Annotated in this window: 21 protein-coding genes and 3 pseudogenes; 15 read left to right on the top strand and 9 right to left on the bottom strand. The window is 65.6% G+C overall.

Annotated features, from left to right (window positions below):
- The 3 genes and pseudogenes from AAHS21_RS26565 to AAHS21_RS26555 all read left to right on the top strand — a co-directional run.
- Window positions 1–439 (top strand): annotated as a pseudogene (locus AAHS21_RS26565) (hypothetical protein); the annotation flags it as partial.
- Window positions 440–638: 199 nt separating this feature from the next.
- Window positions 639–1,613: a class 1b ribonucleoside-diphosphate reductase subunit beta gene (gene nrdF / locus AAHS21_RS26560; RefSeq protein WP_342930504.1), complete on the top strand. Its 975-nt coding sequence runs from the start codon at window positions 639–641 to the stop codon at window positions 1,611–1,613.
- Between the two features lie 51 nt (window positions 1,614–1,664).
- Window positions 1,665–2,153 (top strand): hypothetical protein, encoded by a 489-nt coding sequence (locus AAHS21_RS26555; RefSeq protein WP_342930503.1) that lies wholly within the window; start codon window positions 1,665–1,667, stop codon window positions 2,151–2,153.
- Window positions 2,154–2,258: 105 nt separating this feature from the next.
- Here AAHS21_RS26555 and AAHS21_RS26550 read toward each other — a convergent pair whose 3' ends face one another.
- Window positions 2,259–2,906, bottom strand: coding sequence for a hypothetical protein (locus tag AAHS21_RS26550; RefSeq protein ID WP_342930502.1), 648 nt, complete (start codon window positions 2,904–2,906; stop codon window positions 2,259–2,261).
- 426 nt (window positions 2,907–3,332) lie between these two features.
- On the opposite strand from AAHS21_RS26550, the gene AAHS21_RS26545 reads away from it, so the two are divergent.
- Window positions 3,333–3,758, top strand: a complete 426-nt coding sequence (locus AAHS21_RS26545) for a DUF3349 domain-containing protein (RefSeq protein ID WP_342930501.1) — start codon at window positions 3,333–3,335, stop codon at window positions 3,756–3,758.
- Here the strand turns inward: AAHS21_RS26545 and AAHS21_RS26540 are convergent.
- Window positions 3,747–4,787: an NAD(P)-dependent alcohol dehydrogenase gene (locus tag AAHS21_RS26540; RefSeq protein WP_342930500.1), complete on the bottom strand. Its 1,041-nt coding sequence runs from the start codon at window positions 4,785–4,787 to the stop codon at window positions 3,747–3,749. The two genes, AAHS21_RS26545 and AAHS21_RS26540, sit on opposite strands and share 12 nt — an antisense overlap.
- A 124-nt stretch (window positions 4,788–4,911) precedes the next feature.
- The gene (locus AAHS21_RS26535; protein ID WP_342930512.1) at window positions 4,912–5,991 is read right to left on the bottom strand and encodes an iron-siderophore ABC transporter substrate-binding protein; all 1,080 of its coding nucleotides are present in this window, start codon (window positions 5,989–5,991) and stop codon (window positions 4,912–4,914) included.
- Between the two features lie 225 nt (window positions 5,992–6,216).
- On the opposite strand from AAHS21_RS26535, the gene ctaD reads away from it, so the two are divergent.
- The 6 genes and pseudogenes from ctaD to AAHS21_RS26505 form a co-directional block, all read left to right on the top strand.
- A complete protein-coding gene (ctaD, locus tag AAHS21_RS26530) occupies window positions 6,217–7,959 on the top strand; it encodes a cytochrome c oxidase subunit I (protein WP_096290956.1) in 1,743 nt (580 codons plus the stop codon).
- Window positions 7,960–7,972: 13 nt separating this feature from the next.
- Window positions 7,973–9,208 (top strand): phosphoserine phosphatase SerB, encoded by a 1,236-nt coding sequence (gene serB, locus AAHS21_RS26525; protein ID WP_342930499.1) that lies wholly within the window; start codon window positions 7,973–7,975, stop codon window positions 9,206–9,208.
- A 58-nt stretch (window positions 9,209–9,266) separates the two neighbouring features.
- The gene (locus AAHS21_RS26520) at window positions 9,267–10,145 is read left to right on the top strand and encodes an ABC transporter ATP-binding protein (RefSeq protein WP_342930498.1); all 879 of its coding nucleotides are present in this window, start codon (window positions 9,267–9,269) and stop codon (window positions 10,143–10,145) included.
- Window positions 10,142–10,957 carry an NUDIX hydrolase gene (locus AAHS21_RS26515; RefSeq protein ID WP_342930497.1) on the top strand — a complete coding sequence of 272 codons (816 nt, stop codon included), beginning with the start codon at window positions 10,142–10,144 and terminating at the stop codon, window positions 10,955–10,957. Before AAHS21_RS26520 ends, AAHS21_RS26515 begins: the two co-directional genes overlap by 4 nt.
- Window positions 10,954–11,610, top strand: a pseudogene (locus AAHS21_RS26510) (enoyl-CoA hydratase); the annotation flags it as partial. The gene AAHS21_RS26515 and the pseudogene AAHS21_RS26510, both read left to right, overlap by 4 nt.
- A 180-nt stretch (window positions 11,611–11,790) precedes the next feature.
- Window positions 11,791–12,354 (top strand): annotated as a pseudogene (locus tag AAHS21_RS26505) (PPE family protein); the annotation flags it as partial.
- A 2,232-nt stretch (window positions 12,355–14,586) separates the two neighbouring features.
- On the opposite strand, the gene AAHS21_RS26500 reads toward AAHS21_RS26505, so the two are convergent.
- The 4 genes from AAHS21_RS26500 to AAHS21_RS26485 form a co-directional block, all read right to left on the bottom strand.
- Window positions 14,587–14,910: a hypothetical protein gene (locus tag AAHS21_RS26500; RefSeq protein WP_342930496.1), complete on the bottom strand. Its 324-nt coding sequence runs from the start codon at window positions 14,908–14,910 to the stop codon at window positions 14,587–14,589.
- A 122-nt stretch (window positions 14,911–15,032) separates the two neighbouring features.
- On the bottom strand, window positions 15,033–15,308 hold the full coding sequence (locus tag AAHS21_RS26495) for a colicin immunity domain-containing protein (RefSeq protein ID WP_342930495.1): 276 nt from the start codon (window positions 15,306–15,308) through the stop codon (window positions 15,033–15,035).
- A 29-nt stretch (window positions 15,309–15,337) separates the two neighbouring features.
- A complete protein-coding gene (locus AAHS21_RS26490) occupies window positions 15,338–16,468 on the bottom strand; it encodes a colicin D domain-containing protein (RefSeq protein ID WP_342930494.1) in 1,131 nt (376 codons plus the stop codon).
- A gap of 3 nt (window positions 16,469–16,471) precedes the next feature.
- Entirely contained in the window at window positions 16,472–16,771 is a 300-nt protein-coding gene (locus tag AAHS21_RS26485) for a hypothetical protein (protein WP_342930493.1), read from the bottom strand.
- An 81-nt stretch (window positions 16,772–16,852) separates the two neighbouring features.
- Here AAHS21_RS26485 and AAHS21_RS26480 point away from each other — a divergent pair, with 81 nt between their 5' ends.
- The 3 genes from AAHS21_RS26480 to AAHS21_RS26470 all read left to right on the top strand — a co-directional run bounded on the left by AAHS21_RS26480 (window position 16,853) and on the right by AAHS21_RS26470 (window position 19,753).
- Window positions 16,853–17,815: a class I SAM-dependent methyltransferase gene (locus AAHS21_RS26480; RefSeq protein ID WP_342930492.1), complete on the top strand. Its 963-nt coding sequence runs from the start codon at window positions 16,853–16,855 to the stop codon at window positions 17,813–17,815.
- Complete coding sequence (locus tag AAHS21_RS26475; RefSeq protein ID WP_342930491.1) at window positions 17,773–19,005, top strand: class I SAM-dependent methyltransferase; 1,233 nt, start codon at window positions 17,773–17,775, stop codon at window positions 19,003–19,005. The genes AAHS21_RS26480 and AAHS21_RS26475 overlap by 43 nt, the downstream gene beginning before the upstream one ends.
- Window positions 19,006–19,069: 64 nt before the next feature.
- Window positions 19,070–19,753 carry an esterase gene (locus tag AAHS21_RS26470; RefSeq protein ID WP_342930490.1) on the top strand — a complete coding sequence of 228 codons (684 nt, stop codon included), beginning with the start codon at window positions 19,070–19,072 and terminating at the stop codon, window positions 19,751–19,753.
- Between the two features lie 5 nt (window positions 19,754–19,758).
- On the opposite strand, the gene AAHS21_RS26465 is transcribed toward AAHS21_RS26470, so the two are convergent.
- Window positions 19,759–21,069: a PQQ-binding-like beta-propeller repeat protein gene (locus AAHS21_RS26465; RefSeq protein WP_342930489.1), complete on the bottom strand. Its 1,311-nt coding sequence runs from the start codon at window positions 21,067–21,069 to the stop codon at window positions 19,759–19,761.
- A 103-nt stretch (window positions 21,070–21,172) separates the two neighbouring features.
- Between AAHS21_RS26465 and AAHS21_RS26460 the strand changes: the two genes are divergently transcribed.
- Complete coding sequence (locus AAHS21_RS26460; RefSeq protein ID WP_342930488.1) at window positions 21,173–21,910, top strand: acetyltransferase; 738 nt, start codon at window positions 21,173–21,175, stop codon at window positions 21,908–21,910.
- Window positions 21,911–21,957: 47 nt separating this feature from the next.
- Entirely contained in the window at window positions 21,958–22,266 is a 309-nt protein-coding gene (locus AAHS21_RS26455) for a hypothetical protein (RefSeq protein WP_342930487.1), read from the top strand.
- A gap of 3 nt (window positions 22,267–22,269) precedes the next feature.
- Here the strand turns inward: AAHS21_RS26455 and AAHS21_RS26450 are convergent, their stop codons facing one another.
- Window positions 22,270–22,824 carry a DUF4333 domain-containing protein gene (locus tag AAHS21_RS26450; RefSeq protein ID WP_342930486.1) on the bottom strand — a complete coding sequence of 185 codons (555 nt, stop codon included), beginning with the start codon at window positions 22,822–22,824 and terminating at the stop codon, window positions 22,270–22,272.
- Window positions 22,825–22,915: the final 91 nt, after the last annotated feature.

The following is a 22,915-nucleotide window of genomic DNA, read 5'->3' as shown; positions in this document are numbered from 1 at the left end:
CGACCAAACGGGCCTTGGACATGAGGACACCTCGCGATCACTGGGCTGTCCTCTATGTCGGGAGACATCCGTCCTCTATGTCAATGAATCACAGAATCTGGTCGTTGACCAGCACGGAAGGATGATCGCGACCGATACCCGCGGCAACATGGTGCGGGTGTTCACCGCGCTGCCCGCACCGCGTGAGGTAGCGAGCATTTCTCAGCCGGGCGGCCCGTATGGCCTTACCTACGACGCTGTGCGCGACCGGCTTTGGGTTGCCTCTTCGGGCACCAACGAAGTGATCGGCTACGACATGAACGGACCCATTCCTGTTGAGCGGCAGCGAATCCGGACGGTACGGGACCCCTACACCGTGGGTGTCGACCCGACAAGCGGTCGCCTGTTTGTGGCCGGAGTTTCCGGTGGCGTACTGCAAGTCATCGACACCGCGCCTTAACCAGGGCTATGTGGGTTTGTGGGCACCACCCGGAGTAGACGGCACAATGGACCTCGGAGGCGACGCGAGCACTCCACTGCGGCCCGGGTCGCGACACGCAAACACAACTTCTTGTGTTACGGCGGGATGTCTGACCCCAGGGGTAGTGTCTGGAGCCTGACGTCCCTCAGGAAAAAACAGTGTGTGAAGTGGGGTTCTGGTGACCGAAAACATGAAGCTGATCGACCGTGCTTCGGCGATCAACTGGAACCGGGTGCAAGACGAGAAAGACGCCGAGGTCTGGGACCGGCTGACCGGAAACTTCTGGCTGCCGGAGAAGGTGCCGGTGTCCAATGACATCCCGTCGTGGGGGACGCTGACCGCGAACGAGAAACAGCTCACGATGCGCGTCTTCACCGGGCTGACCTTGCTGGATACCATCCAGGGCACCGTCGGCGCGGTCAGTCTGATTCCCGATTCGTTGACGCCACACGAGCAGGCCGTCTACACCAACATCGCATTCATGGAGTCGGTGCACGCCAAGAGCTACAGCTCGATCTTCTCCACGCTGTGCTCCACGAACGAGATCGACGACGCCTTCCGCTGGTCTGAGGAGAACCCCAATCTGCAGCGCAAGGCCGAGATCGTCATGCAGTACTACCGGGGCGACGAGCCGCTGAAGCGCAAGGTGGCCTCCACGCTGCTGGAAAGCTTCCTGTTCTACTCGGGCTTCTACCTGCCCATGTACTGGTCGAGCCGGGCCAAGCTGACCAACACGGCCGACATGATCCGCCTGATCATCCGCGACGAGGCGGTGCACGGTTACTACATCGGCTACAAGTTCCAGCGCGGGCTGGCGATGGTCGACGAGACCAAGCGCGCCGAGCTCAAGGACTACACCTACGAGCTGCTCTTCGAGCTCTACGACAACGAGGTGGAGTACACCCAGGACCTCTACGACGAGGTCGGGCTGACCGAGGACGTCAAGAAGTTCTTGCGTTACAACGCAAACAAGGCGCTGATGAACCTGGGCTACGAGGCGCTGTTCCCGCGCGACGAGACCGACGTGAACCCGGCGATCCTGTCGGCACTATCGCCGAACGCCGACGAGAACCACGACTTCTTCTCCGGCTCCGGGTCCTCCTACGTCATCGGCAAGGCCGTCGTCACCGAAGACGAGGACTGGGACTTCTAACGCCGCAGGCCGCGATCCCCGGGTCCGACATGTCCGGGCAGGATGAGCAGGGTGGGTAATGAGGACTCCGTCGGCGCGGCCGACTTCCGGCGCGCCTTGGCGCTCATTCAGCACGGGGAGCGCGGCGACGAAGCCGGCATGCGCGTCATCCTCGACGACGAGGTCATTCCGGGTGAGCGGCTTCCGCAGCTGATCCGCGCCACCGTGTCGATCTTCTGGCAACTGGTGGCTCAGCTGTGCGAACCGCACGAAATCGCGGAGATCGGCCAAACCCTGACGCAGGCGTCCGGGCTCGACGAGGTCGAGCTCGAACGCGACAACCGGCTGGTGGCCCGGATGGCGATGGCCCAACATGCGGGAGATCCCGGCGTCGAATACGAGGTGCTGGGCGACGCGGACACCACGCCCGACGGTCTGGTCCGCCTCGCTCTGACCGCCGCCGGTGTCGTCTCGGCGATGCTGCCGCAATTGCGCACCGATGTCGGCCGGCAATTGCTCAACAACTTGGCGATGCAGGCCCTGCGCGAAGAGAACCGCTGATGCGCAACTAGCTGGATGCCCACATTTTGTGTGGTCTTCGGTGCTCGCCGATAGCCTGCGCCCATGGCACAGGCTGTGGTCGTCACCAATGGTCAAAGGCGGGCGTTACCGCTCAACGGCGAATCCCGCAGGCCGCGACGCGGCCGGCCCGAGGTGGCCGGCCGCCCACGAGCCCGGCGCGTCGCACCGGCGAGGCCGCCGCTCGTCTCGAATCCGTCGCCCTCCGGCAGGCCGCGCAAGCACCGCGAACTGCCCTGGTTTTTCAGCGAACTCGTCATTCCCACCGTCGTCGCGCTCGTTACCGGCGCCATCGTGGCGGTGGGAACCATCAAGGGCCAGGCCCTGCTCGACGATGCTCGCGAGGACCGGGCGTTGCGGCTGGAAAATCTCCGATTCGTACGCGACCACTCTGCCGTCGACCCCTATCAACCGCGGCCATTCGGGGGTCTTGATCTGCGCGGGCAACATCTGCGCGGACTTCAGCTGGCGCACGCCAACTTCGACGACGCGCAATTGGAGGGAGCAATATTCAATAACTCGAATCTGTCCGGCGCGAGTTTCAATTTCGCCCGTCTGGACCACGCGGATCTCGTTGCTGCGGATCTGTCGGAAACTGAAATGAAAGGCACCAATTTGAGCGGCGCGGATCTGGACCGCGCCAATCTCACGGGGGCAATCTTCGATCAGGCTGTGCTGTATCGCGCCAACCTGAAAACCGCCAATCTCAATGGTGCGGCGTTCAGGTGCGTCCACTACGACGCCTCGACGTCGTGGCCACCCGGGTTCAACCCGCCGCCGCGCGACCAACCATGTGCGGCCGCCGAAGAGCTCCGGCGCTAGGCGTAGGAGGTTTCAGCTAATGCCGCAGACCCCGAGGCCGTCTGGGCAGTTGATGGTGCACCCCGCGGTCGTGGCGGCGGCGAAGGTGAGAACCAGTGCAACGACAAGTTTGCTCGTGCGACGAGACATGACCACTCCGTTCTTCCGGGCTGGGCCCGGGCCGTTGTCGGCCCGCTCATATTAATTCGCTGGAGCGGTAAACAGCACTGATTCGCTGGATGGCGCATCGGCAGCCCGGCATTGGCGATTTCGAGCACTAGATGTTCAGGTCGTGAACGGCATATGAATAGTCGCCATGGTCGTAGGCCACGGCACCATCCGTACCCCGAGACTGAGGGGGTGTCGGAACATCACTCTCACAAGCACGCGAAATTTCTCAAGTCAGTGATCCGCTGGCTGGACGTCGGCTACCCGCAGGGCGTCCCCGGCCCGGACCAGGTGGCGTTGTTCGCCCTGCTGCGGAGCACCCCCTTGACCCAAGAGCAGCTCGAAGAGGTCGCTCACAACATCGCCGCGAAGGAATCGCAGCCGGGAGCTGACGGCGTCGTCAGCAAGGACGAGATTGCCGAGTTCATCACCAAGACGACCCACCACGACCCGGGCAAAGAGAACATTCAGCGCGTCGCCGCCACGCTGGCCGCCGCCGGCTGGCCGCTGGCTGGTATCAGCGTGAGCGCGGTTGCGCCCGACGACGAGCACGCCGCCGCGGCTGAAGAGATCGCGTGCCGCCACGACGACGTGCCCGAGGGCGTCTCACAGGGTTGAGATGTCGATGACGAAGCGGTAGCGCACGTCGCTGGCGAGCACCCGCTCGTAGGCTTCGTTGATGTAGTCCGCTTCGATGACCTCGATTTCGGGGGTCACGTTGTGCTCGGCGCAGAAGTCGAGCATCTCCTGGGTTTCGGCGATGCCGCCGATGTTCGACCCGGACAGGCTGCGGCGCGCCAGCGCCAGCGGGAACGCCCCGATTTCCATCGGGTGCTCGGGGATGCCCAATTCGACGAGCGTGCCGTCGACGTCGAGCAGGCCCACGTAATCATCGAGCTTTAGGTTCGCCGAGACGGTGTTCAGGATCAGGTCGAAACTGCTGCGCAGCGTCTTGAAGGTGTCGCGGTCGGAGGTGGCGTAGTAGTTCTTGGCGCCCAGCCGCAGTCCGTCCTCCATCTTCTTCAGCGACTGCGACAAGACGCTCACCTCCGCACCCATCGCCGCGCCGAGCTTGACCCCCATGTGGCCGAGGCCACCCAAGCCGATGATCGCCAGCCTCGTGCCCGCCCCGGCCTTCCAGTGGCGCAGCGGTGAAAACAGCGTGATGCCCGCGCACAGCAGCGGTGCGGCTTTGTCCAGGGGCAGCGACTTCGGAATGGTCAGGACGAAGTTCTCGTCGACGACGATTGCCTGGCTGTAGCCGCCGTAGGTTGGGGTGCCGTCCTTGTCGGTGGAGTTGTAGGTGAAGGTCGCGCCCCGCTTGCAGTACTGCTCCAGCCCGGCCTTGCAGCTGCTGCATTGGCCGCAGGAGTTGACCATGCAGCCCACGCCCACGTGATCGCCGACCTTGTGCTTGGTCACCTCGTCGCCGACGGCGGTGACCACACCGGCGATCTCATGGCCGACGACGACGGGGTAGTTCGGCACACCCCATTCGGATTTGGCGGTGTGGATGTCGGAGTGGCAGATGCCGGCGAATTTGATGTCGATTGCCACGTCGTGTGGCCCTGGGTCGCGGCGGGTGATCGTGGTCTTGGTCAACGGTTCCTTGGCCGACGTGGCGGCATACGCGGAAACAGTGCTCATTAGCAATTCCTCTTCGATTCGATTGCATCCTAGAAAAGCTTAGCTAGGGTAAAGGTTTCAGGCCAATCGGACTGGACCCACGCATGAGCTTATGACCATGTGTGCGTGCACCGACCGGGCAGCGCTAATTGATCGCAGCGTTGACCAGGCGCAGGTCGTCGATGATGCCCCGGGCCGCGATCACGCCCTCCCCGGTCTGCCATACCTCGTCGTTGACGATGTAAACCCGGTTGTCCCGGTTCGCGGACAACTTGCGCCACGGGGCGCTGTCCAAGATCGTCGCGGCACGGTCGGCGGCAGCGCGGTTCGCGCACGACATATAGATCACGTCGGCCTCGGCAGCCGAGAAATCCGCACCCTTCGCCAGGTCGGCGTCGCTCGCCCCGATCTCGATGTAGGGCTTGTCGGTGAACCGCTGGGACGCCGGCCGGTCCACCCCGACCGCGCTGAGCACACTGGCCGGAAAGTTGCTGGCGCCGTAAATCCGCAGGCTGTTGACTGTCAGCTGGACGACCGACGCCTGGAAGTGGGCCGCGTCGTGGGAAGCGCCGATCTGGTTGGCGCGCTGGGTGAAACCGCTGATCAACCCGTCGACGGCGGCGTTGCGTGCTGTCGCGCCGCCGACAATGCGCAGGTTGTCCTGCCAGGCTCCGCCCGGCGCGGCGGTGAACACCGTCGGGGCGATCCCTGCCAGCTTCGGGTATGTCCGCGGTGTCAGAGCTACCGAGCCCAGGATCAGATCCGGGTGCAGTGCGGCGATCGCGCGCAGGTCGGGATTGCTGCGGGAACCCACACCGGGCAACGCGTGGACGGCCTCGCCCAGGTAGGACGGCTGACTCGAGGAATCGTCTGGCAGGGCGGCGGCGACCACGCGCGATTGCAGGCCGAGTGCGCAGACGGCATCGAGCTGATCGCCGGAGAGCACCACGATGCGCTGCGCCTCCGCGGGCACCTGGACCGAGTCCGGAGTGACCCCCGCGGCGTTGTGAGCCTGCCGGGTCGCCGGCCCGGGGTCGGCCGGTGCCGCATCCCGCGCGCACGACTCGTCGGGCTTGCGGTCGTTGCCCAGCACCCCGGCCCCCGCGATTTGCGTGGTGGGGGTGACCAGCGACCGGGTCGACGACCCCTTGGGGCCGGGCTGCCCGGACCCGCAACCGCCGCACGCCACGACCGCTGCCGCCGCGATCGCGGCGACAGCCACCAGATGTCCCTTGACGGGTCCGTTGACGGGCCTCAGGGTGGGTCGCCTACCGCCGGATTGCACGCGTTCGACGCTAACATCCGGCCAGTTGGGAACCGGTCTGCCGACGCGGCCCGGCGTCTGCGATGAGCCAATTACGACAGTTTGTAGGACCAGCACTGCCAGCGGCTTGATCGGGCGCTAAGATTCGGGGGAACCCCTGTCTGGGATGGATGTTTGGAGGAGCTGTTGACAGCCGAAGCGCCCCCGTTGGGAGAACTCGAGGCCGTGCGGCCGTACCCGGCCCGGACTGGTCCCAAAGGGAACCTGATCTACAAACTGATCACCACCACCGATCACAAGCTGATCGGCATCATGTACGTCGTCACCTGCTTCGCCTTCTTCTTGATCGGCGGGTTGCTGGCGTTGTTGATGCGTGCCGAGTTGGCCGCGCCGGGTCTGCAGTTCTTGTCGAATGAGCAGTACAACCAGCTGTTCACCATGCACGGCACGATCATGCTGCTGTTCTATGCGACCCCGGTCGTGTTCGGTTTCGCCAACCTGGTGCTGCCGATTCAGATCGGAGCGCCCGACGTGGCGTTCCCGCGGCTGAACGCCTTCTCGTACTGGCTGTTCTTGTTCGGCGCCACGATCGCGATGGCCGGTTTCATCACGCCGGGCGGCGCCGCCGACTTCGGCTGGACGGCCTACACGCCGCTCACCGACGCGATCCACTCCCCGGGTGCGGGCGGGGATCTGTGGATCATGGGCCTGGCGGTCGCGGGTCTGGGCACCATCCTGGGCGCGGTCAACATGATCACCACCGTGGTGTGCATGCGGGCACCCGGCATGACGATGTTCCGGATGCCGATTTTCACCTGGAACATCCTGGTGACCTCGATCCTGATTCTGATCGCGTTCCCGCTGCTGACCGCGGCGCTGTTCGGACTGGCCGCCGACCGTCACCTGGGCGCCCACATCTATGACTCGGCCAACGGCGGAGTTCTGTTGTGGCAGCACCTGTTCTGGTTCTTCGGGCACCCCGAGGTGTACATCATCGCGCTGCCGTTCTTCGGCATCGTCTCGGAGATCTTCCCGGTCTTCGCCCGTAAGCCGATCTTCGGTTACACCACGCTGGTCTACGCGACGTTGTCGATCGCCGCGCTGTCGGTCGCGGTGTGGGCACACCACATGTTCGCCACGGGAGCCGTTCTGCTGCCGTTCTTCTCGTTCATGACGTACCTGATCGCGGTGCCGACCGGAATCAAGTTCTTCAACTGGATCGGCACAATGTGGAAGGGCCAGTTGACGTTTGAGACGCCGATGTTGTTCTCGGTCGGCTTCATGGTCACCTTCCTGCTGGGTGGCCTGACCGGGGTGCTGCTGGCCAGCCCGCCGCTGGACTTCCACGTCACCGACAGCTATTTCGTCGTCGCGCACTTCCACTACGTGCTGTTCGGCACCATCGTGTTCGCCACCTACGCGGGAATCTACTTCTGGTTCCCGAAGATGACCGGCCGGCTGCTCGACGAACGCCTGGGCAAGCTGCACTTCTGGTTGACGTTCATCGGCTTCCACACCACGTTCCTGGTGCAGCACTGGCTGGGCGACCAGGGTATGCCGCGCCGCTACGCCGACTACCTGGCCACCGACGGTTTCCAGGGCCTGAACATCGTCTCGACGGTGGGCGCATTCATTCTGGGCGCCTCGATGTTCCCGTTCGTGTGGAACGTCTTCAAGAGCTGGCGCTACGGCGAAGTGGTCACCGTCGACGACCCGTGGGGTTACGGCAACTCGCTGGAGTGGGCGACCAGTTGCCCGCCGCCGCGGCACAACTTCACCGAGCTGCCCCGAATCCGTTCGGAGCGACCGGCTTTCGAGTTGCACTACCCGCACATGGTGGAGCGCATGCGCGCCGAGTCGCACGTGGGCCGGGCGCACGGAAAAGAAGGCCACGACGTCACACGACTCGACGTCGAAGTCCGCAGCTAATGGCCCGTCTCGGGTGAAGACACCACCTAAGGTGTCGGTGCTGATCACCGTCACTGGAGTGGATCAACCGGGTGTAACGTCCGCGCTCTTCGATGCGCTTTCCGGGCACGGAATCGACCTGCTCAACGTCGAGCAGGTCGTCATCCGGGGCCGCCTGACGCTCGGGGTGTTGCTCTGCTGCCCCCCGGACGTCGCCGAAAGCATCGTGCTGGGCGACGACGTGGAGGACGCCATCCACGCGGTCGGTCTCGACGTCACGATCGAGCGCAGCGAGGCCGTGCCGATCATCCGCGAGCCGTCGACGCACATCATCTACGTGCTGGGCCGCCCGATCGCGGCCGGGGCGTTCGGCGCGGTGGCCCGCGAGGTCGCCGCGCTCGGCGTCAACATCGACCTGATTCGCGGCGTCTCCGACTATCCGGTGACCGGCCTGGAGTTGCGGGTCTCGGTGCCGCCCGGAGCCGACGGCCCGTTGCGGACCGCGCTGAACAAGGTGTCCTCCAGCGAGGGCGTCGACGTCGCGGTCGAGGACTACAGCCTGGAGCGGCGGGCGAAACGGCTCATCGTGTTCGATGTCGACTCGACGCTGGTGCAGGGCGAGGTCATCGAGATGCTGGCGGCCAAGGCCGGCGCCGAGGGTCAGGTCGCGGCGATCACCGAGGCCGCGATGCGCGGCGAGCTGGACTTCGCCGAGTCACTCCTGCAGCGGGTGGCCACCCTGGAGGGCCTGCCCGCCACCGTGATCGACGAGGTCGCCGACCAGCTGGAGCTGATGCCCGGCGCGCGCACCACCGTGCGCACACTGCGGCGCCTCGGCTATCACTGCGGCGTGGTCTCCGGCGGGTTCCGGCGCATCATCGAACCGCTGGCCGAAGAGCTGATGCTGGACTTCGTCGCCGCCAACGAGCTCGAGATCGTCGACGGCAAGCTCACCGGACGGGTAGTCGGCCAGATCATCGACCGGCCCGGAAAGGCCAAGGCGCTGAGGGACTTTGCGCAGCAGGCCGGGGTGCCGATGGCGCAAACTGTCGCCGTCGGAGACGGCGCCAACGACATCGACATGCTGTCCGCGGCCGGGCTGGGCGTGGCGTTCAACGCCAAGCCGGCGTTGCGGGCGGTCGCCGACGCGTCGCTGAGCAGCCCGTACCTGGACACGGTGCTGTTTCTGCTCGGCGTCACCCGCGGCGAGATCGAGGCCGCCGATGCCGTTGACGGCGAAGTGCGCCGCGTCGAGATTCCGCCCGAGTAGGTGCGCACTGGACCGACCCGGCAGCCATCACACACTCGCGGTACGGCACGATGGTCGGGTGCCCGAAACCGGTCCCGAAAGCTCCGAAACCGGCCCCGAAACCGGCGCGGGCGAAGCCGATCCCGATCTGCTGATCGACTTCAGAAACGTCTCGCTGCGCCGCGGCGACCACGTCTTGGTCGGGCCGCTGGATTGGGCCGTCGAACTCGACGAGCGCTGGGTGATCATCGGCCCCAACGGGGCGGGCAAGACGTCACTGCTGCGCATCGCCGCTGCCGCCGAGCACCCGTCGACCGGCATCGCCTTCGTGCTCGGTGAGCGGCTGGGCCGCGTCGACGTGTCGGAGTTGAAGGCCCGGATCGGGCTCAGCTCTTCGGCTTTGGCGCAGCGGATTCCCACCGACGAGGTGGTGAGGGATTTGGTCATCTCGGCCGGCTACGCGGTGCTGGGCCGCTGGCGCGAGTGTTACGAGGAAGTCGACCATCAGCGCGCCCTGGACATGCTGGAGAGCTTGGGCGCCGAGCACCTGGCCGACCGCACCTACGGGACGCTGTCCGAGGGGGAGCGCAAGCGGGTGCTGATCGCCCGCGCGCTGATGACCGATCCCGAGCTGCTGCTGCTCGACGAACCCGCCGCCGGCCTGGATCTCGGCGGCCGCGAGGAGTTGGTGTCCCGGCTGACCGACCTGGCCGCCGACCCCGACGCGCCCGCCCTGGTGTTGGTCACTCACCACGTCGAGGAGGTTCCGCCGGGCTTCAGCCACTGCATGTTGCTGTCGGAGGGAGGGGTGGTGGCCGCAGGGCTGTTGGCAGATGTACTGACCGCCGAGAACCTTTCGGCCGCTTTCGGTCAGTCGATCGCCCTGGACGTCATCGACGGGAGGTACTTCGCGCGGCGTGTCCGCGCCCGCGCGGCCCATCGGAGGAGGCTGGAATGACCACCACCCCCGAGCCGCTGCCGACCCGGCCGGCGGCCACCGTGATGCTGATCCGCGACGTGCCGGGCGGCGTGAAGACCTTCCTGATGCGACGGCACGCCAAGATGGAGTTCGCCCCAGGCACGATGGTGTTCCCCGGCGGCGGGGTGGACGACCGCGACCGCACTGCCGATATCGCGTGGGCCGGGCCAGCGCCGAACTGGTGGGCGCAGCGGTTCGGCATCGACACCGAGCTCGCCGCGGCCCTGGTGTGCGCGGCGGCCCGGGAGACCTTCGAGGAGTCCGGGGTGTTGTTCGCCGGGCCGGCCGATGACCCGGACGAAATCGTGCGCGACGCCTCGGTCTACGCCGATGCCCGCCGTGCTCTGGACGACCGAACGTTGTCGTTCGCGGACTTTCTGCGGACCGAAAACCTGGTGCTGCGCTCCGACCTGCTGCGTCCGTGGGCCAATTGGGTCACCCCGGAAGCCGAGCGCACCCGCCGCTACGACACTTACTTCTTCGTCGGCGCGCTACCGGAGGGCCAGCGGGCCGACGGCGAGAACACCGAATCCGACAGTGCCGGCTGGTCGACGCCGCAAGCCGCGATCGACGACTTCGAGGCCGGGCGCTGCTTCTTGCTGCCGCCGACCTGGACCCAGCTGGACTCGCTGGCTGGGCACACCGTCGCCGAAGTGCTGGCCGTCGAGCGCCAGATCGTCACGGTGCAACCGCATTTGGAGATCCAGGGGGACAACTGGATCTTCGAGTTCTTCGACTCCGACCGCTACCACCAGGCCCGGGAAAAGGGCGGCATGGGGTGGCGGCATTGAGCGAGTTCGTCCACGTCGTAGTCAGTGACGGCTCGCAGGACGCCGGCCTGGCCGTCCTGCTGGTGTCGCGGCCGCCGACCAACACGATGACCCGGCAGGTCTATCGCGAGATCGCTGCGGCGGCAGCCGAAGTGGGGCGGCGCGACGATGTCGCCGCGGTGATCCTGTTCGGCGGGCACGAGATCTTCTCCGCTGGTGATGACATGCCGGAGCTGGCGACGCTGAGCGCCGCCGAGGCGGACAGTGCGGCCCGGGTGCGTGCCGACGCCGTTGAGGCCGTCGCGGCGATCCCGAAGCCGACCGTTGCGGCGGTCACCGGCTACGCGCTGGGCGCGGGTCTGACGTTGGCGCTGGCCGCCGATTGGCGGATCAGCGGCGACAACGTGAAGGTCGGGGCGACCGAGATCCTGAACGGATTCGTCCCGGGCGGATTGGCCCGGTTGACCCGCGTCGCCGGCGAGAGCAAGGCCAAGGACCTGGTGTTCAGCGGGCGCTTCGTGGACGCCGAGGAGGCCCTGCAGCTGGGCCTGATCGACGAGATGGTGGCCCCCGACGACGTGTACGACGCCGCGGCGAACTGGGCGCGGCGATTCCTCGACGGTCCGCGTGACACCCTGGCCGCCGCCAAGGCCGGCATCAACGCCGTTTTCGAGGCGTCTACCTAGCGTCTGGGCACATTGGTGCGTCCGGCTATGCAGCGGCAACAGCTGTGCGGCTTGCTCTTTCCCGCTCCGAAGACGACCGCCATGTGAAAATCCCGTTACATGGCGACAACCGTGCTGACAGCTCTGGGTCCATCACTGAAAATCCTCTGAAAAAGGAAAGAGATCGGTATGGACTTCGCATTGTTGCCGCCGGAAGTCAACAGCGGACTGATTTATGCCGGGCCCGGGTCGGGGCCGATGTTCTCGAACGCGGCAAGCTGGTCCGAACTGGCCGCGGAGCTGGAGTCCACGGTGGCCGGCTACTCCTCGACGGTCGCACAGCTGACGGGACAGGCGTGGTCAGGGGCGTCCTCGGAACTGATGACGGCCGCGGTGACCCCCTACGTGGAATGGCTGCAGGCCAGTGCCGCGGCGGCCGAGCAGACCGCCACCCAGGCCTACGGTGCGGCCGCGGCGTATGAGGCGGCCTACGCGATGACGGTGCCCCCGCCGTTGATCGCGGCGAACCGCGCGCGGTTCATGGCCCTGGTCGCCACCAACTTCCTCGGGCAAAACACCCCGGCGATCGCGGCCACCGAAGCCGAATACTCGGAGATGTGGGCCCAAGACGCCACCGCGATGTACGGCTACGCCGGTGATTCAGAGACCGCCAGCACCCTCACCTCTTTTGACGAACCGCCGCAGACCACCAACCAGGATGGGCAGCTCGACCAGGCGCGCAGCGTGACCCAATCCGTCAGCAACGCCGTCAGCCGGCGCGGCGGGGGCCCACTACAGCCCGTCTCGCCCACCACCCCGACGGACGGCACGAGCGGAACCGTCGGCACGACCAACGGCACTGTGAGCGGCACTACCAATGGCGCCGTTGGGACCACCACCAATGGCCCCGTCACGACCACCTACATCACCAACACCGTCAATGTCACCAGCAGCAGCCCCTATACCGTCGGAGCCAACCAAATCGTCATCGTCCAAAGCGGCGGCTCCTTCGACGTCCAATCCGGTGGCACCCTAACGATCAACTCCGGCGGCACCCTCGAAGTCGCCTCCGGGGGCGCCATCAACGTCGAATCCAACGGCGCCCTCGCCAACGCCGGCACCCTCTCCGTCGACGGCACGCTCACCAACGCCGGCGCCCTCACCAACACCGGCACTCTCACCGTCCAATCCGCCGGCACGCTCACCAACACCGGGACCCTCTACGTCAGCGGCACCCTCGCCAATGGCGGTACCCTCACCAATTCCGGCACCATCACCGTCCAGTCCGGTGGCACCCTCGAAATCCAAGTCACCGGCACCCTGACCGACACCGGTGCCCTCAACGATTACGGCACCGTCACCCTCGACTCCGGCGGCTCCCTCGAAACCGGCGGGACCGTCAACCTCAACTCAGGCGGTTCCATCACCGTCGAACCCGGCGGCACCCTCACCGACTCGGGCACGCTGATCCAGTCCGGGGGGAACCTGACCGTCAGCCCTAACGGTACTTTTGAGGTGAGCCCCAGCGGCTATGTGTCCCTTGACGGTGGCACTTTCAGCAACGGCGGAACTTTGAACGTCGACTCGGGCGGTTATCTGGCCGTCAGAGAAGGCGGCACCTTGATCGACTCCGGCCACATCACCGTCGAGGCCTACGGCGGCAACATCACCAACGCCGGCACCGTGACCGTCAACCCCACCGGCGGTATCACCGTCCAGCCCGGCGCCTACATGACCACCGAGTCCGGTGCCACCCTCACCAACTACGGCGCCATCACCGTCCAGGACAGCGGCACGTTCAACAGCTACGGCGTCGTCGCCGATTACGGCACCATCAACGTCCAGTCCGGCGGCAACGCGTTCCTCCTCGACCATGGCTCCGTCATCGTCGAGTCGGGTGGCTCGCTCACCGACCAGGTTGGTGGTGGCATCACCCTGTACGACAACAGCGCCCTCGATGTCCTATCGCATGGCACCCTGACCGATTCCGGCACCTTCACCGACTGGGGAACCGTGACGGTCCACTCCGGCGGCACCCTGACCGAGAATGGCGCCCTTTACGTCAATTACAGCCTCGTCGATTCGGGCACCGTCACCATCAACCCCGGTGGCACCCTCGAAGTCGCCTCGGGCGCCACCCTGAACGTCGACCCGACCGGCACCCTGACCATCTCCACCGGCAGCGGCCTCACGGTCGACTCCGGGGGCAGCGTGCCCGTCGCGTCGGGGGGCATCCTCAGCCTGGGCTCTGGCGAAGTTGTCTCTGTCGGTTCCGGTGGCTCCTACGGGCCCGGCGGCATCATCGGTCAAGTCGTCGTGTCGCAAGCGACCGACCCAGCGTGGCATAACACGTCGTAGCCGAATCGGATGAGTCGCGCGATCCGATGACGTGACCCGTTCCCGCGGATGGGTCTATAGGTGCTGCCCGTCGCCCCTGGCGAGGTCGGAAGGTGGCTTATAGCCGCGTAATTCGGTGTAGAGGCCGTTCACGATAACTCGAACGTCGGTCTCTTCGTCCTCGCTCAACTGAACCCGCCCCTCGGCAAGCGCCAACGGATAGATGGTTTCAAGCTGCCGCCACTGTCGAAGCAAAGACTTCGTCCAGGATGTGCCCGCGAGGTCGCTGAGAGTTCGGAATATCGACTTGAGGTCTCGATCGAATTGTTCGAGTTCTGCGAAACCTCCGCGGTAATTGCTTAGACACTGGATCGCCAATCGCCGCAGCTGGTCAACACGACCCTCTGGCATTCCATCGATAGGTATCGCACGCACTATCACGTAGCCGTTCTCGTGTAAGCCGCGCACGGCTTCACGCAAGTTGGGATCTGGAACATAGTCGTCGACTACGAAAAATAACTTCTCAAGTGCATTGAACTCGGGATCGACACATGGCCTTCATCGTACTTAAATGATCGGAGGCGAATCATAAGGCTGGTCCGCCGTCAAGGACGGTATCGACGCGGTGTTCGGCGAGCCGTCAATTCCTCAGCGAGACGCACAGCCGCCGTTCTGGAATTCGGTGATGAGATCGGCGATGATCTCCCGTACATCATTCTCTTCTTCCTCGCTCAACTCGAAGCGTCCTTCCGTAAGTGCTAGAGCATCAATTATCTCGAGCTGCCCCCACTGTCGGAGCAACGACTCCGTCCACGGTGCGTCGTCCAGATCAGTGAGCGTCCGGATTATCGATTTGAGGTCGCGATCAAGCTTTTCCACTTCTGCAAAACCTCCGCCGTAATCGTTTAGGCACTCGATCGCTAGTTGCCTGAGCTGATCGAGGCGGCTTTCTGATCCTTCTTGACAGGTCATCGCAGGAGCTCGCCTATGTTCGTAGCGCGTTCTTTGGTGCCAAGTTGAACGAGCCTCGTCGGCTTTCCGAGTGTCAGTCCTTCGGTTTGAGTAACCTCACCGATGGTCAGCGAAACCAACCCCTATGAGGGATCTGTACCTAAGTAAAGTCGTTGGTAGACGTCGCGCGCGCAATCGCGTAATTGCTCTTCGTCTAAGCCGCGTACGGCTTGGCGTAGGCTGGGATCGGCAACATAGTCGTCGACTGCGAAGAATAACTTCTCAAGGGTGTTGAACTCGGAACCAGCCACTTGATCCTCATCGTACTTGAATAACCTAAGATAGGCAGGTTCGAATTCCTCGACGTCAATCTGCCGATTCGCGAATTTGAAAATCAGGTCCCTGTACTTTTCAGTCATACGCTGGACCTTTGCTCTATCGGCCGACATTAATCTCCACCTCCCAATTTTCCGCCATTCATCACATGCTGAAGTTGTTCGGGACTGAGCTTAAAGCCCGATACGAACGAGCCATCAGGGGCCTGGATGACACACAAGCCAGTTTTGGGATCATAGTTGAGAATAGCCGGATTGCCGCGATACTCGCCACTAATATGCACTGTGGCGGGATCATCGACGAACTGCTTCAATGCGTCATCGAATTTATTGAAGCCTGCACTTCCACGGGGGTCCGTGACGCCGAAGTCCACGGCATGCTTGTATTTAGATTCGACTTGACGGCGGTCGGTTTGTAGCGGAACTTCTCCGATCCGCGGAGGACCTGGCGGTCCGCTCGGACCACCCTTCGGTGACTCAGCGCCGCCGCTGCCTCCTTTGCCGCCTGCGCTGGAGCCGCCTTTCCCGCCTGTGCCAGGACCTTTTCCGCCAATGGGACCGCCGCCGCCCTGGACCGTTCCTGTTTTCGGATCGAACTGCGTCGGGCCCGGCGAGACCGGCTCGAATGGTCCATGCGCGGGCTGATCGGTGTAGGGGTCCCATTCGTGGTCCAGCTTGAAACCGGCGCCCAGCGCCCGAGCCGCGGCTGGCGCTTGTGATTCGGCGAACGTGACAGCACTCAGAGGTGCGCTGGCGGTGGTGATCTTGGCGGCGATCGCTTGGTCGTGGGCGACCAGTAGCGCGGCGCGTTGTTGGATGTCGGCGGCGTACACCTGCGCTTGCGCCTGCGCTGCCACACTGGCTCGCGGCGGTGTGACCGAAAGATCTTCGCCCACAGCGTATCCGGCGCTGCTGGCGTCTTCGACCGCGTCGAGCACGCTGCGCTTGGCGGAATCGAGTGTGTCAGCTCCCCGGCGCGCTATGTCAGCGGATTCGTGCAGGACATCGGCCAGTCCTCGTACCTTGACCAGATCGGCGAAGGCTCTTTCCTGTGCGGCCTCAGCGGCGACGCCCTCCCACACCGTTCCGCCCGGCGACACGGTAACCCGATGAATCGAACTGAATGAGGACTCCCAATGCTCGGCAGTGGCTTTCCAGTCCGTCGCCGCACTTTCCAGGTGGGCGACATCCCAGGCCCGGATCTCCGACAGGGTCGGAACCCCCACGCCGCCGACCCCCGCCACCGGTCACACCCGGGGTATCGAGGCGGCGATAGCGGCGGCTTGTTGCGCGCCATCGGTGTCCGTCGTGGCAAACTCCGCGCCCGCCATGGCCGATTTGACCGCGCTTGTTTGCGCGCGTTGGGCTAACTTCGCGATGACGCCACCAACGGCCGCACGGGTAGCGCCGACGGCACCCGATGTCGCCTGGATCGGTAGCCCAACTTTGGGCAGCGGAGTCGCGGCCACCAGCTCCGCCGACACTGTCTCGCAGTGTGCCGCCAATGCCTGCAGCCCCTCATCACTGACCCGAAGAACGTCGGCCACCTCGACAAGTTTCGGCCGGTACTGCCGATTAGCACTTCACCTCGTTCGAAGGCGGATCGCCCGGCTATTAGGCTGCCCTGCATGACCGAAGTAACTTCGTCGGCCCAGGTGACGACCGACCAGGTCGAGGCCGCCCGGCACGACACCAAGCTGGCCCAGGTGCTCTACCACGACTGGGAAGCCGAGACCTACGACGAGAAATGGTCGATCTCGTATGACCAGCGCTGCGTGGATTACGCCCGCGGTCGCTTCGACGCCGCGGTGCCCGACGAGGTCCAGCGTGAACTCCCCTACGACAACGCTCTCGAATTGGGCTGTGGCACAGGATTTTTCCTGCTCAACCTAATCCAGGCCGGCGTCGCGCGACGCGGATCGGTTACTGACCTGTCACCCGGCATGGTCAAGGTCGCCACCCGCAACGGGCAATCGCTGGGCCTGGATATCGACGGCCGGGTCGCCGACGCCGAGGGCATCCCGTATGAGGACAACACCTTCGACCTGGTGGTCGGGCACGCCGTGCTGCACCACATTCCCGACGTCGAGCTGTCGCTGCGTGAGGTGATCCGGGTGCTCAAGCCGGGCGGGCGGTTCGTCTTCGCCGGCGAGCCGACCAATGTCGGCGAGATCTATGCCCGCAGGTTGTCCACGCTGACCTGGCGAGTGGCCACCAACGTCACCAAGCTGCCCGGCCTGGGCGGCTGGCGGCGCCCGCAGGTCGAGCTCGACGAGTCCTCGCGGGTCGCGGCGCTGGAAGCCATCGTCGACCTGCACACCTTCGCGCCGGAAGACCTGGAGCGCATGGCCGGCAACGCCGGCGCGGTGCAGGTCGAAACCGCCAGCGAGGAGTTCACCGCGGCGATGTTCGGCTGGCCGGTGCGCACGTTTGAGGCATCGGTGCCGCCGGGACGCCTGGGCTGGGGCTGGGCGAAATTCGCCTTCAACGGCTGGAAGACGCTGAGCTGGGTGGACGCCAACCTCTGGCGGCACCTGGCACCGAAGGGTTGGTTCTACAACGTGATGGTCACCGGGGTCAAACCCTCCTGAGTGCTGGCCTGCGCTTCACCACCGACGACGTCGGTTACCTGCGCTCGGATTCGGGTATCGCGGCGCTGGCATTGGTCGCCGCATTCGCGCTGACCGACGCGACCCGGATCGCCGATATCGCCGCCGCGCGGGCCCGCTTCGGTGACCGGGCACCCGTGCTGGTGGAGACCACGTTGCTGCGCCGCCGCGCCCCCGAAAAGCTGGGGAAGTTGCGTGACGTCTCGAACTGGCTCTTCACCGACGAGGCGTTGCAGCAAGCGACCGTGGCACCGGTGGCCCAGCACCGGGCCAGGCGATTGAGCGCATTCGAGACCGTCGTACACGATGCGACCTGCTCGATCGGCACCGAAGTGGCCGCGCTTCGCGACGCGGGCGCCGTCGCGGTGGGCAGCGATATCGACGCGGTGCGGCTGGCGATGGCGGCCCACAATCTGGGGCCCGCCACGATTCTCTGCCGCGCCGACGCGCTGCACCCGGTAACCCGCGACGCGGTGGTCGTCGTCGACCCGGCGCGGCGCAGCGGCGGGCAGCGCCGGTTCAACCCGGCCGATTATCAGCCGGGCCTGGGCGAGTTGATCGACTGCTACCGGGGCCGCGATCTTGTCGTAAAGTGCGCTCCCGGAATAGATTTCGAGTCACTGGGACGGCTCGGCTTCGACGGCGAGATCGAGGTGACGTCGTATCGCGGCTCGGTGCGGGAAGCGTGCCTGTGGTCGGGCCGGTTTGTCGAGCCGGGTGTCCGCCGGCGAGCCAGCGTCCTGGATCGCGGCGAACAACTCACCGACGCCGAGTCCGACGAGTGCGCAGTGCGGACCGCCGGGCACTGGATCGTCGACCCGGACGGGGCGGTGGTGCGGGCCGGGCTGGTACGCCACTACGGCGCGCGGCACGGCCTCTGGCAACTCGACCCCGACATCGCCTACCTGTCCGGCGACAGCCTGCCGCCGGGCGTGCGCGGCTTCGAGGTGCTCGAGCAGCTGGACTTCGACGAGCGCCGGCTGCGGCAGGCACTCTCGGCGCGCGACTGCGGTGTGCTGGAGATCCTGGTGCGCGGTGTGCAGGTCGACCCGGACGCATTGCGGCGACGGCTACGGCTGCGCGGCAGCCAATCTCTGTCGGTGGTCATCACCCGCCTGGGCTCCGGTGCCGCCGCCCGGGCGACGGCGTACGTCTGCCGCCCGTCGCGGTAGCGCCCGGTACGCTGTCGGCGGCCACTTTCCGGGGGGCCTCTTCGTCGACGGGGACAATCGAGTTATGCGCTATCTGATCGTGGCCGCGGTGCTGGTCGGGACTGTTCTGCTGGGCTGGCCCGCTGCCGCCGAGCCGCCGTCGTGTGTAAGCCTGGGCGGCAGCGTCGGGGACGGACAGCTGTGTCACATCCGCGCGACCGGGCCCAACTACACGCTGAACATGACGTTTCCGGCCGACTACCCCGATCCGCAGCCGCTGATGGACTACATCACACAGAACCGGGACGGGTTCCTCTCCGTCGCGCAGACGTCCGGGCCGCGTGACCAGCCCTATCAGCTGGAGGCGACCGCCGAGCAGCACTTCGCCGGTCAGCCGCCGCACAACACCCGCAGTGTGGTGCTCAAGTTCTTCCAGGACGTCGGCGGATCGCACACGTCCACGTGGTACAAGACGTTCAACTACAACCTCGGGACCAAGCAGCCGATCACCTTTGACAACCTGTTCGCCCCCAACACGCCGGCGCTCGAGGCGATCTTCCCGCTGATCCAGCGTGACCTGCAACGGCAGAACGCGCTGGGTGCGGCCATCTTGCCGTCGTCGGGCCGCGACCCGTCGCACTATCAAAACTTCGCGATCACCGACGACCAGCTGATCTTCTACTTCGCACCGGGGGAGATGCTGCCCGCCTTCGCCGGCCCGTGCCAGGCCCAGGTACCGCGCAACGCGATCCCCCCGCTGGCCGTCTGACGGATTCAGGCTGGGGCGAAGCCGTACACCTGACCGTCGCTGGTGGCGGCCACGACCCGCCGATCGTTGCCGATCGCGAGGCCGACGGGATAGCCGGTGGCCGCGGGCAGCGGATAGCTGTTGATCGTGTGGCCGTTGCCCGGATCGAACACCAGCAGCGACATGCCGGGGACATCATCGTGCGGCGGCCCGCTCACCACCGTGTAGCCGACGCCCGGACCGGCCAGGCCCGCCGCCGACAACGGCGTGACGTCATCGCGGTGCCACACCTGATCGCCGTGATCGCCGGCGTCCTTGAAGGCCGTCAGCTTGGTGTCGGGTCCACCGCCGGAGACGATCAAGCCCTGCGGGGTGATCGCGGGCGGCGTCTGCGCCAGGAAGCCCAGCGGTGCCGACCACTTCGGCTTGCCGTCGGCGGAGTTGAGCGCCCACAACCGTTGGTCGCGGCCGTTGACGTAGACGGTTGACCCGTTGGCGGACAACACCGGGCTGCCGATCACCCCGGCGGCAACCGCGTCGCTGGTCCACTCGCGGGTCAGCAGGGGAGTCTGCCCCCGGTGGTATTTCAGCCCGATCAGTCCCGCCGCCGGGGCGCCCGGCTGCCACACGCCGAGCACCGCCATCCCGCTGGCTGCCGAGAAGGCGGGGGCCGCCGCGACCGGGCAGCCCGGCCGCGCCGGGCCGCAATCGGTCAGCCCGCGCGTCGCGTCCGTCGGGTCGATCCCGTCGACCAGGTCCAGCGGACTGCCGACCACCATGCCGCGGTGTGCGTCGAAAACCAGCACCTGTCCCAGGTGCGTGCTGACCAGAAGTTGGCCGTCGGCGAGAAACCGTGGGGTGGAAGGCATTCCGATCACCGGCTGGCGCCAGCGCGTCCATTGCGTCACCGGGAACGACAGAAAAGCGCCCGGCTGGCCGACGTAGAGATTATCGAAGCCGTCGAACAGGGGACCGCCGACGCCGCCGCCCTGGAACAGCCGGACGCACCAGCGTTGCCGGCCGTTGTCGTTGTTCTCCCATTCCATCAGCGAACATCCGGCCGGCGTCTGCGCGTTCAGGGCGAGGTAGTTGCTCGAGCCCAGCGCCGGTCCGGCTCCGAGGCTGCCCTTGACCGACCGCGTCCACTGCAGCGACAGCTTGTTGGCGCCAGCGGTTGGCGTGTAGCTGCTGTTGGCCGCGTCGGCGTATTGCGCGGACCAGCCCGGCGCCGCCGCCGCCTCGACCCACGAGTCGGTATTGCCGCAGCCGGCGAGCCCCGCCGTGAGCACGGACGCGAGCGCCGCAGCTGACCAATGCCGGAGTTGTCGGGCAAACACCTCGATTTTCCAAATCCTTTCGGCACGCGGGTCGCTCGGTACAGGTGAGGGTAACCCGTGGCGGTTCGCGCACTGTCGATTGACCGGGCTAGGCTTTCCGGCTGTGACAAGCATGTGGGGAGCCCCGGTACACCGTCGCTGGCGGGGCCACCGGCTGCGAGACCCACGTCAGGCCAAGTTCTTGACGATGGCCTCGCTGAGGTGGGTGCTGCGAAACCGCGCCTACACGCCGTGGTACTTGGTGCGCTATTGGCGGCTGCTGAAATTCAAGCTGGCCAACCCGCACATCATCACCCGCGGAATGGTGTTCATCGGCAAGGGCGTCGAGATCCATGCGACACCCGAGTTGGCGCAGTTGGAGATCGGCCGCTGGGTGCACATCGGCGACAAGAACACGATCCGCGCGCACGAGGGCTCGCTGCGGTTCGGCGACAAGGTCGTGCTGGGCCGTGACAACGTGATCAACTGCTACCTCGACATCGAGCTCGGCGACTCGGTTCTGATGGCCGACTGGTGCTACGTCTGCGATTTCGACCACCGGATGGACGACATCAACCTGCCGATCAAGGATCAGGGCATCATCAAGTCCCCGGTGCGGATCGGCCCGGACACCTGGGTCGGGGTCAAGGTGACCGTTTTACGTGGCACCTCGATCGGGCGGGGCTGTGTGCTCGGCTCGCACGCGGTGGTGCGCGGCGTCGTTCCCGACTATTCGATCGCGGTCGGTGCGCCGGCCAAGGTGGTCAAGAACCGGCAGCTGTCCTGGGAGAGCTCCGCCGCGCAGCGGGCCGAATTGGCCGCCGCCCTCGCCGATATCGAGCGCAAGAAGGCCGCGCACTGACCTCCCCGGGCCAATACGGTCCCGCGCCGACGCGTCCCGGCTGGGACGTGGCACTGTCCGTCGTGCTGATGGTCGTCACCGTCGTGGGCTGGGGGGCGGGCGCCGGCATGGAATTCATGTTCCTGGCATTCACCGATTACTGTCCGCCACAACACTGCAGCGCCGACCGGGCCGTCACCTCGGTCCTGCTGTCGGTTTCGCTCGCGGCCGCGGTAATGGTGCTCGGGTGTATCGCGACGGTCATCCGGCTGGTGCGCCGGCGGTCGGGCTGGCCTTACGCCGTCGCGACGCTGGCCATCTGCGCGCTGGCCGAATTGCTGGGCGTGGTGGGGTACTTCGCCGCGGTCGGTTACTGACCCCTAGGGCGAGGACGGCGTGTCGTCGACGACGAAGTGATAGTCGACCGTGCCGGCGTCAACGCCGGTGACGGAAACATTCACGCCGTAGTTCTGGCCGCCCGTGACGAGGCGGCACCGCAACGTCGCGCCCTGCACGCCTTTGAGGTTGTCGGGACAGGTCACCGATTCGGGCTTGGTCCCGACCTGTTGGGTGATGTTGTCGCTGATCGCTTTCTCGACCTGAGACTTGTCGACGGTCTCCACCATGTCGAACTTGACATTGCTGCCTTCGACGCTGGTCACCGTGACGTTGACGCCGTAGTTGGCGCCCTTGACCATCATCGAGCAGTTCAGCTGCGCACCGACCTTCGCGGGAAGGTCACCGGGGCAGTCGACCGAATCGGGCTTGTTGCCTTGAGCGTCGGTCAACTTCTGGGTGATCTGGCTTGCGACGTCCTTCTTGTCCACCGCGTGCGACGACGACGAACCGACCGAGCACGAACAGGCGCCGGCGGTGGCCATCAGGCCGGCGGCAGCACCGGAAATCAGTAACGTCTGAACGATCGAATGGGCCATATCGCCTCCCTGGCGCTTGACTTGACGACTGTGAATCGGCTGATGATTACATGCCAAATAGGTATGGGAAGGTGATTTCGGCAAAACTTTG

This window comes from Mycobacterium sp. 050272, from assembly GCF_039023525.1.
In the GTDB taxonomy this organism is placed as follows: domain Bacteria; phylum Actinomycetota; class Actinomycetes; order Mycobacteriales; family Mycobacteriaceae; genus Mycobacterium.
This window is presented reverse-complemented; position numbering and strand designations above follow the sequence as displayed.